Here is a 15,409-nt window from a genome sequence, read left to right as displayed (position 1 = left end):
CTCGGCTGATTCCAGGTGCACGATTCTACAAAAAGGATGTGTCTACGCACTTGGTTTCTATTAACTTGGCGAGAATTTATTGAATAAAACCTGAACCAGTCGGCGAATTACATCAGGATAAGACGAAAATACAAATGCAATGAGGTTAAAATGCGAGTAATTCTTGGCAAAATCGTATCAAAATATTTGTTAAAATAAATAGCCTATTTAATATTATTCCACGTTTTTGCATTATATTACAAATCTTTATCACTTAACTATCAGCAGCTTACGATATAAATCAATTGATCTTAAATATAATTTTATCAGCAAACACCTTGTCCTCATTTTTTACTCTACCAACTCAAAAAAATGTAGTATTTACCTCTACTTTTGTCTAACTATTTCATTGCCTGACAGTCAATACGCAGTTTGTGTGTTTCTATGAGTGTGGAACCCCTTAAAAATTTAGCCAGCCAGTTAACCGGTGATCTCTTCGACGATACAACCTATCGGACCCTGTATGCAACCGATGCATCGGCTTATCGGGAGATGCCCAGCGCCGTTGCTATCCCTAAAACAGTTGACGATCTCAAGACGCTGATCGCTTTTGCGAATGAGCATAAAACGGCGCTGATTCCCCGTACAGCGGGAACATCGCTGGCTGGACAGGTTGTCGGTAGTGGAATCGTTGTCGACGTATCGAAGCATTTTACCCGGATATTGGAGGTCAATCCCGAAGAGCGGTGGGTGCGCGTACAGCCGGGTGTTATTCGGGATGAGTTGAACCAGTTTCTTAAACCTTACGGCCTTTATTTTGGGCCCGAAACATCCACCGCAAACCGGGCCATGATTGGTGGTATGGTGGGCAACAACTCGTGCGGTTCAAACTCGGTTGTGTACCGGGATACCCGTGAACATACGCTGTCGGTAAAGGTGTTGCTGGCCGATGGGTCAGAAGCTGAATTTGGTCCGGTTAGTGGCTGGGACTTTACCAAACAGGTTAGTGAAGCAAGTCGTAAGAATGGGTCAGCTACGCTGGCCGACAAGATTCTTCTGAAGGCAAACGCCATTTTATCGGATGCCGCCAATCAGGAAGAAATACGGCGGAATTTCCCCAAGAAAACCATTGAACGACGCAATACGGGGTATGCGCTGGATGTCTTGCTCGACATGCAGCCGTTTGCCCCGGAAGGTGAGCTGTTCAACATGGCCAAGCTGATTGCTGGTTCGGAGGGGACATTGTGTTTCCTGACCGAAATAAAGTTGAATATCGTTCCACTACCACCTAAGGAAAGCGGGTTGGTATGCGTGCATTGCCATTCCATCGACGAGGCTTTGCGTGCTACGCTGATCGCCCTGAAATACAAACCCTACGCGGTTGAGTTGATCGACGATATCATTCTGGAACGGGCTGATACAAACCCCGAGCAACGAAAAAACAGCTTCTTCGTTCAGAAAACACCCACCGATCATTTTCCAATTATTCTGGTCGTTGACCTATCCCGCGAGACAAGAGCCGAAATTGAGCAACTCTCGGCGGTTATGGTCGCTGATATGCAAGCGGAGAACATGGGGTATCATTATCCGTTACTCTTTGGTGAGGATACGAAGAAAATATGGACGCTTCGCAAGGCGGGTCTGGGCTTGTTGGGCAACTTGCCCGGCGATGAAAAAGCGGTCGCGGTGATTGAAGATACAGCCGTTGACGTTGTTGACCTACCCGATTACATTCGTGATTTCAACGAGATTCTGACCAGGCATCACATGCATTCGGTGCATTATGCCCACGCGGGTTCGGGCGAGTTGCATTTGCGGCCAATTATCAACCTCAAAACGGAAGAAGGCCACCGGCAATACCGGATGATCGCGGAAGAAATTGCCACACTGGTAAAAAAATACGACGGATCATTATCGGGAGAACACGGCGATGGACGGCTTCGGGGCGAGTTTATCCCGAAAATGGTCGGACCGCACAACTATGAATTGATGCGGCAAATTAAGCATACTTGGGACCCGGCCGGCATTTTCAATCCGGGCAAGATCGTTGAAACGCCACCCATGGACACGTTTCTGCGGTATGAAGCCGGTCAGCAAACGCCTGCGTTCAAAACGTATTTCCGGTATAAAGATCAGGATGTTCTCCAGCATGCGGAGCAGTGCAACGGCTCGGGCGATTGCCGTAAAACAGAGGCTTCGGGCGGCACTATGTGCCCGAGCTACATGGCTACCCGCGATGAGAAAGACACAACACGAGCACGAGCCAACATTCTGCGGGAAATGCTCACCCGCTCCCCCAAGGAAAACCGCTTCGATCATGAGGAAATAAAGGCGACGTATGACCTTTGTCTGTCGTGTAAAGGCTGTAAAAATGAGTGCCCATCCAATGTGGACGTGGCCAAACTGAAAGCGGAGTTTTTACAGCATTACTACGAATCGAACGGTATTCCTGTCCGTTCACGGTTGATTGCCAATTTTGCCCGCCTGTCCAGTCTGGCATCTATTGCTCCCTGGGCCTGGAATGGCGTTCTGGGTACGCCTTCACTCCGGCGCATGGCCAATCGGCTGGTTGGCTTTCACCCCGACAGAACAATGCCCATGATGGGTAAAACAACCCTGAAAAAGTGGTTTTCTGACCGCCATAGCGCGCAAAAAACGACGAGGCCATCTGGCCGATCACTCCTGCTTTTCTGCGACGAGTTTACCAATTATAACGACGTTGAGGTTGGGCAAAAAGCCGTTCAGTTGTTTGAGCGCCTGGGTTATACCATCATCATGCCTCAGCATGGCGAGAGTGGGCGCGCTGCTTTATCGAAGGGAATGCTTACCTATGCCAAAACGCTGGCCGAAAAGAACATCCGTTTGTTGAAAGATGCAGTTTCAGCCGAAACGCCACTGGTTGGCCTGGAACCCTCGGCAATATTGACATTCCGGGATGAGTATCCGGACCTGGTTGATGAATCGTTGATTGCCGATGCCAAACGTATTGCCGAACACGCCCTAACCTTTGAAGAGTTTTTAGCTCGGGAACTGGATGCTGGTCATATTAAACCCGAACAGTTCACAACCGAAACCCGGTTAATCAAACTACACGGGCATTGTCAGCAAAAAGCGGTTTCGTCACTGGTGCCGGGCAAAAAGGTGTTGTCATTGCCCAAAAATTACACCGTGCAGCTGATTCCATCGGGTTGTTGCGGCATGGCTGGTTCATTTGGGTACGAAGCCGAGCACTACGATGTCTCTATGAAAGTTGGGGAGCTGGTCTTATTTCCCACCGTTCGTCAACAGCCTGATAGCGTGATTATTGCCGCTCCTGGCACTTCCTGCCGCCATCAGATAAAAGATGGTACAAATCGAAAATCGCAACACCCGGCCGAAATTTTATTTGATGCTCTTTTGTAAACTATAATTCAGGCATCTGAAGCATTATCCGAATAAGGTGACCAATCCAGCCTTATAATCCAATACTGCGTTACGTTGCCTCCGTCAAATGTCACCTGTTCTTATTATAAGATAAACAGTTGTTTTCTACTTGTAAGTACAGGCGCCTAAAACAGGCGTAGTAAGGCATAATTTTTGTAGATATTTTCCTATTAAATGGTTCGAAATGGGAAAATATCTACACTTATTAACTATATGGCTACTGCTACCGTCCGTTCTTCTGGCCCAACGCGCTACCCATACCGATCCTCCTCTATGTGCTGTCCCCGATTTAACAGCAGAACAGTGGAAAGAACTTAATGCACAGGCAGCACAGGCATTGGCCAACAAAAAAGCTTCAAATGCTGCGTTCGCCAGTATCACCTATGTCCCCATTCGTCCCCATATTCTTCGAAGAAGCGATGGTACTGGTGGTATGTCGCTGAGGAGTATCAATCAGGTAATAGCAGTAACGAATAGTTATTACTTGTTGAATGGGTTTGGTATACAATTCTATTTTTGCGGAACCTCCCCCGATTACATCGATAATGACACCGAGTTCAACAGCTTCAGCAATGAAATGCTTGTTACTCAGGGACATGATGTAACAAATGCCATGAATCAGTATTATGTCAACTCCTTTGCTTCAGGCGCGGGGGGCTACGCATACTACCCGGCAAATAGCATTTCTTCGACCCGTTCGTTCATCTTGAATGAGATCAACAATGAGGAAGATATGGGCAACCGGCTGATTCCTCATGAGTTAGGCCACAATTTCAACCTCGTCCATACATTTGGTCAGCGTTCTGGAAATGGCACATTAGGGTCAGGAACCACTCTTGAACTGGTAACGCGGGGGCCCGGAGCCAACTGCACGATAGAAGGTGATTACCTGTGTGATACGCCTGCAGACCCCTACAATGTTCCAGGAGCTAACCTCACCTACATAGATGGTTGTCCACAATACGACCCGAACAGTACGGCCCGCGACGCCAACGGACTACCCTACAACCCGTCTATATCAAACATCATGTCCTATTATTTCCCCTGCGTACACGACTTTACCGCAGGGCAGTATGATCGAATGCAGGCGGCACTGGCTTTACGCCAAACACATACGGCTTACTCACTCGACTGTCCACCGACAGTTGTATCAGCGCCAACCAATCTGGCGGCTTCTATCAGCGGCAGCAGCATCTTGCTGACCTGGCGAGACAACGGAACGAACGAAATGGGTTATTTCATTGAGCGCTCCCGATCTCCGACGTCAGGTTTTTTACCAATTGGTGGTGTAGGGCCCGATATGACTACCTTCACGGATACGAAAATTGTCCCACTAACAACTTACTATTATCGGGTTAAACCATCGAATTCAACGACAGCGAGCATTAGCCAATCAATCAGCATTCGAACACCAAGCTGCCGTCCATCTATTACTTATGCCTGTGATTATCCGGTTGGATTCTCTACGATATCGGTAAATAATGTTGCACTAAGCCAGAACTCAGGTTGCTCACCAAATGGCTACGGGACTTTCACCACATCGACCACTGTGCTGGCCGGCACGTATGTACCTGTATCTGGCAATTTTCTGTACGCAAATTACACCCAGGGCGTAACGATTTGGGCGGATCTGAACCGGGATGGTATTTTTAACGACAATCAGGGCGAGCGTCTGTTTCAAACACCGAATGGCAACGTTATCGGACAATTTATGGGTAACCTCAGCTTACCCGCCAGCCTATCTGCCGGGGCATTATCCATCCGGGTTCTCACGGTTTACTCGACAATTCCTGACAACCCCTGCGGAACGTATTCATACGGGGAGACCGAAGACTACACACTAAACGTAGTCAGTCCTGTTCCTGCTTCGGCCGATCTTAGTCTGTCCCTGCGAAGTAGTAGCCGAACGCTAGCAACGAATCAACTCATCAGTTATTCATTGACTATCCACAACGCCGGCCCCGATGACGCAACGGGTATTAGCTGGCAAAACCGGCTACCGGCCAATGTGAGCTTTTTCAGTGGCGATGCGAATGTTGTCAATTCTGGTACGGCCGTTAGCGGGGGCAATTTATCACTGGCAAATGGCCAGTCTGCTACATTTACTTATCATCTCTTTCCAAGCCGGGGAGGCACTTTTGTGAATGCCGCTCAAATTATGACCAGCAGTCTACCCGACCCCGATAGTCAGCCAGGATCCGGTACCGGCGATGGACAGGATGACGCAGCCTCGGTCGACATTCGTACCTTAGCCAGCACCGGCCTTGTGTATAGTTCGCCAAATCCAAACCAGGTTTCCTTACCGGCAGTTGCATCGAGTCAGCCAGACCCCGATCCAGCCAAAGCGGATCTGTCTCTGGCAATGGCTGTCGATCTGCGAACACCGGCCGTGGGCCAGTCAGTTACCTTCACCGTTAATGTCAGGAATGAAGGCGGCTTGACTGCGACAAACATTATTATCCGGGATACGTTGCGCGGACTAACCTTAACGCAATCGCCTTCCGGTTTTGGTATAGTAGGTACCGGAGCAGGTTACACGATTATCGACGGAACAATTGCCTCATTAGCGGCCAATACAGCCAAGCAGGTAGTCTTCACAGCAATAACCACTTCAGCAGGCTACCTAACCAACGCGGCTCAGATCTGGTCATCGGCGGTAGCTGACCCTGATTCGAAACCAGGTTCCGTAACGCCAACGGCCAACAACCTCAACGGTGAAGATGACATTGCCGCAATAGACTTGCGGGTCGGGCTACCCTGATTTCAGCATGGTGCATCAAACAGCAAATGCCCATCTATTTTTCGAAGGGCCATTGCTTTCGAACGCCCGCCGTGACAAGGAAAGCAACGACTCCTAACCCGATGACGGTTATCCCCGATAACATGAACGTTAGGCCCGTTGAGAAAAAGATAAAGAGCCAGACGCCAATAGCCAGCAGCACAGGTATTGGATAAAGCGGCATCCGGAAAGGGAATTCAGAAGCAGCCCGCCGACGGTGAAGCAGCATCAGACCGATTGCCTGCCCAACAAACTGGATGACGATTCGCATGGCCAGAATGGCCGTAATTACGTCGCCCAGCCGAAATAATAGGCTAAATACGAAGCCCAGCCCGCCCAGAAAAAGCAGCGACACATAGGGGAATTGACGGGTTGGGTGAAGCTTGGCGAATACTTTGAAGAACTGACCGTCCACTGCAGCTGCATAGGGCACGCGTGAGTAACCGAGCAAAACGGCAAAAAGCGAAGAAAAAGCAACCAGCAACACCAAAATCGTAGCGAGTTTCGCGGCACCGGGTCCATAAAGCGTCTCGACAAACGTACTGACGATGAAATTACTATTCTGGGCAATCTGCCAGGGCACAACACTGACAACGCTCAGATTCATAAGCAGATACAAACCTGCGATGCCAACAATCGAGATAAACATACTGACCGGGATATTCCGGGTGGGCTTCTGAATCTCGCTGCCCAGGTGGCAAACATTGTAGTAGCCCAGATAGCAGTAAATGGTTTTGACAGATGCCTGCCCCAACCCGGCAGCCAGTAAGCCGCCACTCACTGAGCCAATTGACTGGAATGTATCGGCCAGGGGAATCCGGGCATTGCTCAACCCGCCAATAATGATCCAGCCAAGTGTCAGCAGAACAGCGCCCCACATAACCAGACCAATTTTACCAATTGAGTCAATCTTCCTGTATAAAAGAGCAATAATGATCAGGACAGCCGCTCCCGACACGCCTTTGCGTTGCCACTCATCCAATGGCATCAGGTACGATGCGTATTGCGCGAAACCAATAGCTCCGGAGGCCATGACCAATGGTGCCTGAATGAGCGTTTGCCAGACGTACAGAAATGACAGCAAACGGCCCCAGCGCCGTTCGCCATAGGAAATTTTCAGAAAATTATAACTGCCGCCAGCCTGTGGAAACGCGGCTCCTAACTCGGCCCAGACAAACGCATCAATCAGCGAAACAAACGCACCCAATACCCAAGCCCACATGAAAAGGGGACCGCCCAGGGTTTTGATCACCAGTGGCAGCACCACGAAGGGACCAATGCCAACCATATCGATCATATTCAACGCTGTGCCTTGCAGGAGCGTCAAATTACGGGGCAAAGCAGCCGATGCGGTATCGGACGGTTGATCTGGAGAAGTAGCGTTACTCAATAGCGTACTGGCTAACAGGCTTTCGTTTTTGCCCTGCACCGATTCAGGCGGCCACGCATGGCACGAATCGCGAACGGGTTCTGACTTATTTGGGAAAGGACAGAAACCGGCTAAAAGTTCGGAAGACGACTGCTTGTGTTGAACAAAAAGTGCCCTGATTTCAACGAAAACAGGGCACTAAAAAAGCGACTAAGCAGACTACTTTAGTTCATCAACTGATCGAATGTCAGGCTGATGTAGTACATCGAGCCAACGCTGGGATTCCCCCAGGCCTGCGTATACAGTTTGCCGGTCAGGTTAGTACCACCCACTTTAAGAATAGACTTGAAGCCGGTAAGTTTTTTACTCACCTGTGCATCGAGCGTGCTGTAGGCCGGAATGATTGTCTGCTGGCGAGCCGTTGCCTCTGTACTACCGAAACTACCCTCCCACAAGAACGAATCCTGCTGACGATACACCACATTGAAGCCAAAACCCGTACCGCCTACATTCCGGTTACCGAACGACAGATTATACCGATATTTTGGCGTATTGAAGAAGGTGACGAATCCCGTCGGAATTTTGTCTTTATCAATCAAATAATTCGACGACACGTTGGCACCAACCGTGTAGTTGCCGGGCAACACATATTCTGCTCCAACGGCCCAGCCTGCATTTTTCAATTGTGTGGGCGAATTGGTTGGGTATGAATACACAGAACGGGTTGATCCGCTGATCAGTTGCAACGTCGAGACGGGATCCGCCAATGACACCGGCGATTTGCCCTGCACAACAATCTGGCTACCCAGGAAGTTCAGGAAACGGTTGTAATAGTAATACGCATCGATAAACAATCTTTTACCGATAAGACCTTTGTAACCAACCTCATACGTTTCTACGCGTTCCGGATCATAGCCCAGGTTCGGTGTTTTTTGCAGAAGAGAAAGTGCCTGCGGCAAAGCAGCCGTTCCGCCCTTCTGTAAGGCTGCACCAAATGCCTGCACAGATTGGAGGGTATATGTCGGGTTGGCATTAAGGTTATATTTATCTTTAAAAAACGGCAACCCGCCAATGAGCCGGGCAGTTGGGGTATTCAGGTCAATATATTGATCCTGGGTGGTAGGTATCCGAAAACCCCGCTGAAACGACGCCCGGAAGTTGTGCGTTTTGGCAACCGTCAGCACGGCCGAAAAACGAGGGCTTACCTGCGCCTTGAAGTTCTGGTTCTTGTCGTAGCGAATAGAACCGGTTAATTTCAAGATGTCGACCAGCGTTTTCGATGCTTGCGCATACGCACCAAATTCGTCGATGGTAAACTCTTTACCATTCTCGTCACGAGCAAACAGTGTACCTTCTGAGTTCAACGCATACCGACGAACGTTTCCACCCACGATCAACTCAACCGTTTTCGGGTCAATCAGCTTTGTGAAGTTGTACATCACCTCGCCATGGTACAGGTTGGTTTTGTCCAGGAACCGGGCGCCGACACCCGTTGCATCGCCTGGAATTGGCTTGCCGGTTACGGCATCGAAGGCCTTCTGGAAACCAGCCGTACCCGGCAACAACCGGCCCTGATCGGCCGCTCCACGAGCCTGATTCAACAGGGCTGTTTGCTGGCTGTTTATATACGTCTGTGCCGCCGACAATGCAGCCTCGGGGGCCTGTCCCGCCCCACGCGCCGTCAGGTAAGCACCCGCGTACCCCAGCAAGGCGGATTGGGCGTATGTTCCAAAATAGGTAGGGAACCACGTGGATGCGCTACCGCTCCAGGCTTCATTGATCCCCTGCCCCAGAATAGCCGTAGCGTAGGCATCTCCCGAGCGCTCCTGTGTGGTGTAAGCCCTGACAAAGAAGTTAGAACCCCGCAATTCAAGCTTGTACTGGCCCAGCTTGAAGCCTTTGATGTAATAGCGGTCAGCACCCGTATAAACGGTTGTTCCGGTACCCCAGTTTGCCTGCACAATGGCTTCTACATTGTCATTCAACCGGTAATGAAGCGCTCCGTTCAGCTTCAGGTTTGTAGCGTTGTAATTGACCAGATCACTTTCCTGATAACCCGTCCGCGAAATATTCAGGTTGGGGATGATGTTATTGAAAATTTGCTGTGGCGTCAATCCCGTTAGTTGCGGTAAGGTGGCGTTGCCCGCTTGTGGAATCTGGGTGGTAGCAATAGCGCCCAGAACAGCCGATGTGCCATTCGCGCCTGTTCCGGGCTGACCATTTCCCAACAGGTTGGAATAAAGATTGGCGCTGGCATCGCCGTAAATATTTACACCATCGTAGCCAGGATTATTGGCTCGGGTGCCGGTCTCCAGGTTGTATCCATTTGAAAACCCCTGATCCCGGTAGTCAGTCGCCTGCCAGTCTTTTGCCGTCAGGTACGAAACGCCAACTTTGATTGCCAGTTTGTTGTTAAACGCCTTTGCGTAGCGAAAAGCGGCATCGTAGAATGGAGTCGTAGCGGTCGACCGGTTGCTGGCATTCATAACGCCCCCTTTCACGTAGGCACTCAGACCCTGGTAAAGAAAAGGGCTTTTTGAATTCATCAGCAGTAAGCCGTTAATCGCATTCGGGCCGTAGAGTGCCGAAGCCGCCCCCGGTAACAGTTCAACACTTTCCAGATCAAGCTCCGACACTCCGGCAATGTTCCCTACCGAGAAGTTAAGGCCGGGCGCCTGATTGTCCATACCATCCAGCAGTTGCACCACCCGTGTATTACCATTTGAGCCAAATCCACGCACGTTAACTGATTTGAACGTCAGGCTTTGAGTACTCATATCCACACCTTTAATGTTCTGCAGGGCGTCGTAGAACGTGGCCGCTGGTGTAGATTGAAACGTGCGGATATCCAACCGCTCAACGGATACCGGCGACTTGAGTACACTTTCTTCCACTCGTGAGGCAGAAACGACAACCTCTTGCCCAATGGTTACCTGTTCTTTCAGGCTTACGTTGAGGTCGGTTCGGTTACCATTAATGACAAATTCCTGCGGTTGAAAGCCCACCGCCGAAACAGCGATTGTGAACGGCGTCGGTGTGGTTGTGGTCAACGAAAAGTTACCTTTCTGATCCGTAATGGTCCCGATAACTTTGCCCTTTACAGCGATGCTAATGCCGACTAATTCTTCTTTTTTCGCATCATCTGTCACCTTCCCGGCAATTCTGGTCTGAGCAATAGCATCGATACTTAAGATGCTGAGCAAACCGAGAAACAGCCTTAAATAAGTAGCATTTTTTCTCATAGATCTATAGTTACAAGTAGGATGTTCGTTACAAACTTATCTCAGGCGCTAAACATACGGATAAGACCCCATTTCGTACAAATTTTTCTTGTAATTAATAAATTACAGTAGCCTCATGTATAAATTGTAGGTTTCATTTAGCGCGTCAATTAGTAAATTTAAATTTGTATTCCCTTTAGTATCAGACAACTTTCTCAACCGAAATTTCTTCTATATATGACAACTGAATCGAACCAGGCACGCCGGGATTTCCTTAAGGCATCTGGCCTGCTAACCGGTAGTGCGCTGCTAGGAAGTCTGCCTTTCCAAACCAAAGCAGCGGGCAATCCAGGTTACCATTTTTCGGTAAACGATACCATAAAAGTGGCGTTGATCGGGTGTGGAGGCCGTGGCACGGGGGCCGCTCAACAGGCGCTGAACACCAAGCAAAATGTTAAAATCGTAGCCCTGGCGGATGCCTTCCGTGATCGGCTGGATGATGCCTACAAAGCCTTGACGGAACGGGGCCTCAAAGCAGCCGATGGTTCACCCAAAGTAGATATACCGGAAGATCATAAATTTGTGGGGTTCGATGCCTACAAGCAGGCGATAGCCCTGGCCGATGTCGTTATTCTGGCGACACCGCCGGGTTTCCGGCCCAGCCATTTTGAGGAAGCCGTTCGCCAGAACAAGCAGGTATTCATGGAAAAGCCCGTTGCAACCGATGCACCGGGCGTTCGGCGGGTACTGGCAGCGGCAGAAGAAGCGAAACGAAAAAAACTGAATGTGGTGGTCGGGCTGCAACGGCGGTACCAGCCAAGCTACCGCGAGATGATCAAGCGCATTCACGATGGGGCTTTGGGCGATATCGTAGGCGGCCAGGTGTACTGGATCAGTGGTGGCGTTTGGCAGAAGCCTCGCAAACCCAACCAAAGTGAAATGGACTACCAGATGCGCAACTGGTATTATTTCAACTGGCTCTGTGGCGACCACATAAATGAGCAGCACGTTCACAACATCGACGTCGCGAACTGGGTAAAAAACAGTTATCCGGTTTCCTGTCAGGGAACGGGTGGCCGGCAGGTTCGGACGGGTAAAGATTACGGCGAAATTTTCGATCACCACATCGTCGATTTCGTTTATGCCGATGGTACGACTATCAATAGCCAATGCCGCCACTACGAAGGAACCTACAGCCGGGTAGACGAAATGTTCCTGGGCACAAAAGGGAAGGTAGAAGGCATGGAAAAGAAGACCAGTGCCCTGCTAGGCTACAATGGCCAGCCTATTTACAGCCATAACGCCAAAAGCGATGGTAACCCCTACCAAATTGAGCACGACGAACTGTTCGATGCGATTGCCAAAGGCCAATACAAGTTCTCGGATGCCGAACGCGTAGCCAAGAGCACCATGACTGCCATTATGGGCCGCATGGCTACCTATTCGGGCAAAGTTGTCAAGTGGGATGAAGCCCTGAACTCACAAATCGATCTTTTCCCGGACAAACTTGCCTGGGATGCCATGCCGAAAAGCCTACCCGATGCGAATGGATTATACCCCATTGCTGTGCCGGGCAAAACGGTAACGGTATAAAATGGAAATTAAGTGAAGGGGGCCGATTGCCATTTGCGTAATCGGCCCTTTTTATTTTCCAGAATCAACAGTTTCACACCCGGAAAACGCTTCACCAGCCAACGGCTTTTGCGAAGGCCTGCTACACTGAAAACTTTCGTGAGCGCATCGGCCCGGTAGCCATCGGGTGCCCATACCGCGGCCTGAACAAAGTGCCGAAGGCCTAATCCTGAACGCGGGTCCATAATATGCGAGTACCGCTGACCTTTGTTTTCCAGGAAGCGATAGGTATCGCCGGAGGTGGTTATAGCTGCTTTTCGAAGTAAAATTGTTGTCGTGTCGGCATCACCGGGTTTGCCTGAGCCAATGCTTACCCGCCAGCCCGGGCTTCCCGGAGGTGCCTCGTCGGCCAGAATATCCCCGCCAATGTCGACTAGCGACGATTGAATACCGAATCGGTGAAGCGTTTTCAGGGCTTCATCAACGGCAAACCCCTGTCCTATGCCACCCACATCCAGCCGCATGCCCGCTCGGCGCAAACGCACGGAACGGGTCAGGCTGTCCAACTCCATAAGCTTGTACCCCACCGCCTGTCGGGCTCGGCGCCGTTCTTTATTGGTTGGAAACTCTTTCCGTCGAACGGCCCGTCGCCATAGTAAAGACAAAGGGCCAACCGTTGGATCGAAGCGCCCGTTCGAGTGGCTGGCAATCCGTTTTCCTTTTTGTAAAACGGCAAACAGATCGGCCGACACGGGTACCCATTTCCGAGAGCCCGCCATTTTTGATAGCTCATTTATTTCGGAACCGTCCAGATAATCGCTCATAATTTGGTTGAGCGAGTCCATGCGGGCATTGACAGCCGCATTAGCCCGCTGGGCCGTCAGACTATCCGGTGCATAAAAAATGACATTGAACTGCGTGCCCATCAGTCCCCGGCGGAACGAAAAACGAGCCAAGCCGGGTTGTGCAATGACCAGTTCCGGCACAAGGCTAACAGCAAGGATCAGGCTGGCAAGGAAGCGAAAAGAGGAACGGGTGTTCAAAATAGTTGTGCAGGCAGTCATTCAGAATTGACCAACCAATGGTTACTATCAAAAATAAATTTATCCTGCTGGCAGCCGGTTTCTGGCTTACAGGCCTGGCCCTAACGCTGGCAGGTGCTTATGGTAAAAGCCACCAATGGGAAGCAACAGGTACACTACTAACCATCGGCATTTCAGCGCAGGCCATTGGCTTTGCTTTTTTGGGCTTCGCCATTATGCAGGCTGTCTTCAAGAAAAAATAAATCGAGCCAGCCAATTAATGGACGGCATTGCCTGCCGCTGATCGACAGGCTTGTGATTAGGATTGAAACAAATCCTGAATGACAAACTGGAAGTCAGGTACAACAGGCGTGGCCGAACACACATCCTGGCCCTTATAGACTTTAATGTCGTCGGGCGAAGTATAAGCGTATATCTTCTGCTGTTTCGGCGCGATATACCACACCAGTTTAACACCCGCATCGAAATAATCCTGTACTTTTTCGAGCACATCATTCTGCGGTTCAGAATCGGAAAGTATTTCGATTGTAAAAGTTGGCATTACACGTTCTCCTGCCCGTGTTGCTTTTATTTGCTCTCTACTGAAAAAAGCCAGATCAGGCACTCGTTTGCGAAACGCATCCACATACGAATCGAACTCGGTGAGTAAATTACCACCTTGCTCAAAAGCGCCAGATTTTATGAACTGACGCACTAAAAAATCAACAATAAATAACTCCTCCTGCTTCATGGGTGGCTTTTTGATAATACGCCCCCGTACAAACTCGTAGTTTGCATCGGTTTTTTTACGCGCAAGCCACTTCTCAAACTCAGTAACTGTCTGCGGAGCCGATAGGCGTTTTTTACGAGAAGGCGTTGCTGTTGTTTCCATGTTGAGCATTGCTGGTTAGTCAAAGATACCAATTTTGATTGGATCGAGGCAGTTTACACCTTGGCCGCTTTGTTTCGCAAATACATGTCGACCAGCACCAGAGCGGCCATAGCTTCGACAATGGGAACGGCACGGGGAACCACGCAGGGGTCATGCCGACCTTTTCCCGATACCGTTACAGGCTGTCCATGCACGTCGACACTGTCCTGGTCCTGCATAATGGTGGCAACGGGTTTGAAAGCCGTTCGAAAATAGATATCCTCGCCATTGCTGATTCCTCCCTGAATGCCCCCCGACTGGTTTGTTTTGGTGCGAACCCGCCCGTTTTCATCCATATAGAATTCGTCATTGTGTTCAGAACCAAGCTGTTCTACACCGTCGAACCCGCTACCGTATTCGAAACCTTTCACCGCATTGATACTGAGCATGGCTTTACCCAGTTCGGCATGGAGCTTATCGAACACAGGTTCGCCCAGACCAGCGGGCAGGCCCGTAACGACGCAATCGACAATGCCGCCAATGGAATCGCCCTGTTTACGAATGCCATCGATGTACTGAAACATCTGCTCAGCCGTTTCAGGATCAGGGCAACGAACGGCATTCTCTTCGGCAAGCGCCAGATTTAGCTCGGAATAGGTTTTTTCGAGCTTCAGTTTACCAACCTGCGAGACGTACGCGGTAATCTGGACACCCACCTGAGCGAGCAGTAATTTAGCCACGGCCCCGGCCGCGACACGGGCTGCGGTTTCGCGCGCCGACGACCGGCCCCCTCCTCTATAATCCCGCGAGCCGTATTTGGTCTGGTAGGTGTAATCAGCGTGGGAGGGCCGAAACTGCTCCGAAATATGCCCATAATCTTTACTCCGCTGATCGGTATTCCGAATGACCAGGGCAATAGGGGTTCCCTGCGTGTAACCCTCAAAAACGCCGGACAGCACGTCAAACTCGTCGGCTTCGCGCCGTTGGGTTGTAATCCGCGATTGGCCAGGCTTCCGCCGGTCCAACTCCTGTTGAATAAAATCAGTATCAAACGCCAGCCCTGCGGGGCAGCCATCAATAACAACACCAATGGCGGACCCGTGCGATTCACCGAATGTAGAAATCTTGAATAATGTTCCGTACGTACTACTCATGCTACCTAGTTTGGAGTTT

The 15,409-nt window shown here is 50.2% G+C and carries 9 protein-coding genes; 4 read left to right on the top strand and 5 right to left on the bottom strand.

The annotated features are described in order from the left end of the window. Nucleotides 1–423 precede the first annotated feature (423 nt). The gene (locus ACYU8Y_RS02165) at nt 424–3,381 is read left to right on the top strand and encodes an FAD-binding and (Fe-S)-binding domain-containing protein (protein WP_460933727.1); all 2,958 of its coding nucleotides are present in this window, start codon (nt 424–426) and stop codon (nt 3,379–3,381) included. A gap of 205 nt (nt 3,382–3,586) precedes the next feature. Beyond that, the gene (locus tag ACYU8Y_RS02160; protein WP_460933725.1) at nt 3,587–6,163 is read left to right on the top strand and encodes a GEVED domain-containing protein; all 2,577 of its coding nucleotides are present in this window, start codon (nt 3,587–3,589) and stop codon (nt 6,161–6,163) included. A gap of 34 nt (nt 6,164–6,197) precedes the next feature. On the opposite strand, the gene ACYU8Y_RS02155 is transcribed toward ACYU8Y_RS02160, so the two are convergent. Together ACYU8Y_RS02155 and ACYU8Y_RS02150 are read right to left on the bottom strand one after the other, a co-directional pair. Beyond that, entirely contained in the window at nt 6,198–7,571 is a 1,374-nt protein-coding gene (locus ACYU8Y_RS02155) for an APC family permease (protein WP_460933723.1), read from the bottom strand. Nucleotides 7,572–7,774: 203 nt separating this feature from the next. Beyond that, nucleotides 7,775–10,792 (bottom strand): TonB-dependent receptor, encoded by a 3,018-nt coding sequence (locus tag ACYU8Y_RS02150; protein WP_460933721.1) that lies wholly within the window; start codon nt 10,790–10,792, stop codon nt 7,775–7,777. 216 nt (nt 10,793–11,008) lie between these two features. Here ACYU8Y_RS02150 and ACYU8Y_RS02145 point away from each other — a divergent pair, with 216 nt between their 5' ends. Further along, nucleotides 11,009–12,364, top strand: coding sequence for a Gfo/Idh/MocA family protein (locus tag ACYU8Y_RS02145; RefSeq protein WP_460933719.1), 1,356 nt, complete (start codon nt 11,009–11,011; stop codon nt 12,362–12,364). A gap of 8 nt (nt 12,365–12,372) precedes the next feature. On the opposite strand, the gene ACYU8Y_RS02140 is transcribed toward ACYU8Y_RS02145, so the two are convergent. Next, entirely contained in the window at nt 12,373–13,386 is a 1,014-nt protein-coding gene (locus ACYU8Y_RS02140) for an FAD:protein FMN transferase (RefSeq protein WP_460933717.1), read from the bottom strand. A gap of 38 nt (nt 13,387–13,424) precedes the next feature. Here ACYU8Y_RS02140 and ACYU8Y_RS02135 point away from each other — a divergent pair, with 38 nt between their 5' ends. Next, the gene (locus ACYU8Y_RS02135) at nt 13,425–13,628 is read left to right on the top strand and encodes a hypothetical protein (RefSeq protein WP_460933715.1); all 204 of its coding nucleotides are present in this window, start codon (nt 13,425–13,427) and stop codon (nt 13,626–13,628) included. A gap of 56 nt (nt 13,629–13,684) precedes the next feature. Here the strand turns inward: ACYU8Y_RS02135 and ACYU8Y_RS02130 are convergent, their stop codons facing one another. Next, a complete protein-coding gene (locus tag ACYU8Y_RS02130; RefSeq protein ID WP_460933713.1) occupies nt 13,685–14,257 on the bottom strand; it encodes a Uma2 family endonuclease in 573 nt (190 codons plus the stop codon). Between the two features lie 53 nt (nt 14,258–14,310). After that, nucleotides 14,311–15,390, bottom strand: coding sequence for a chorismate synthase (aroC, locus tag ACYU8Y_RS02125; protein ID WP_460933711.1), 1,080 nt, complete (start codon nt 15,388–15,390; stop codon nt 14,311–14,313). Nucleotides 15,391–15,409: the final 19 nt, after the last annotated feature.

Source organism: Spirosoma humi (assembly GCF_054776575.1).
Note: the sequence above shows the minus strand (reverse complement) of the source record. Positions and strands in the feature narration are given on the sequence as shown.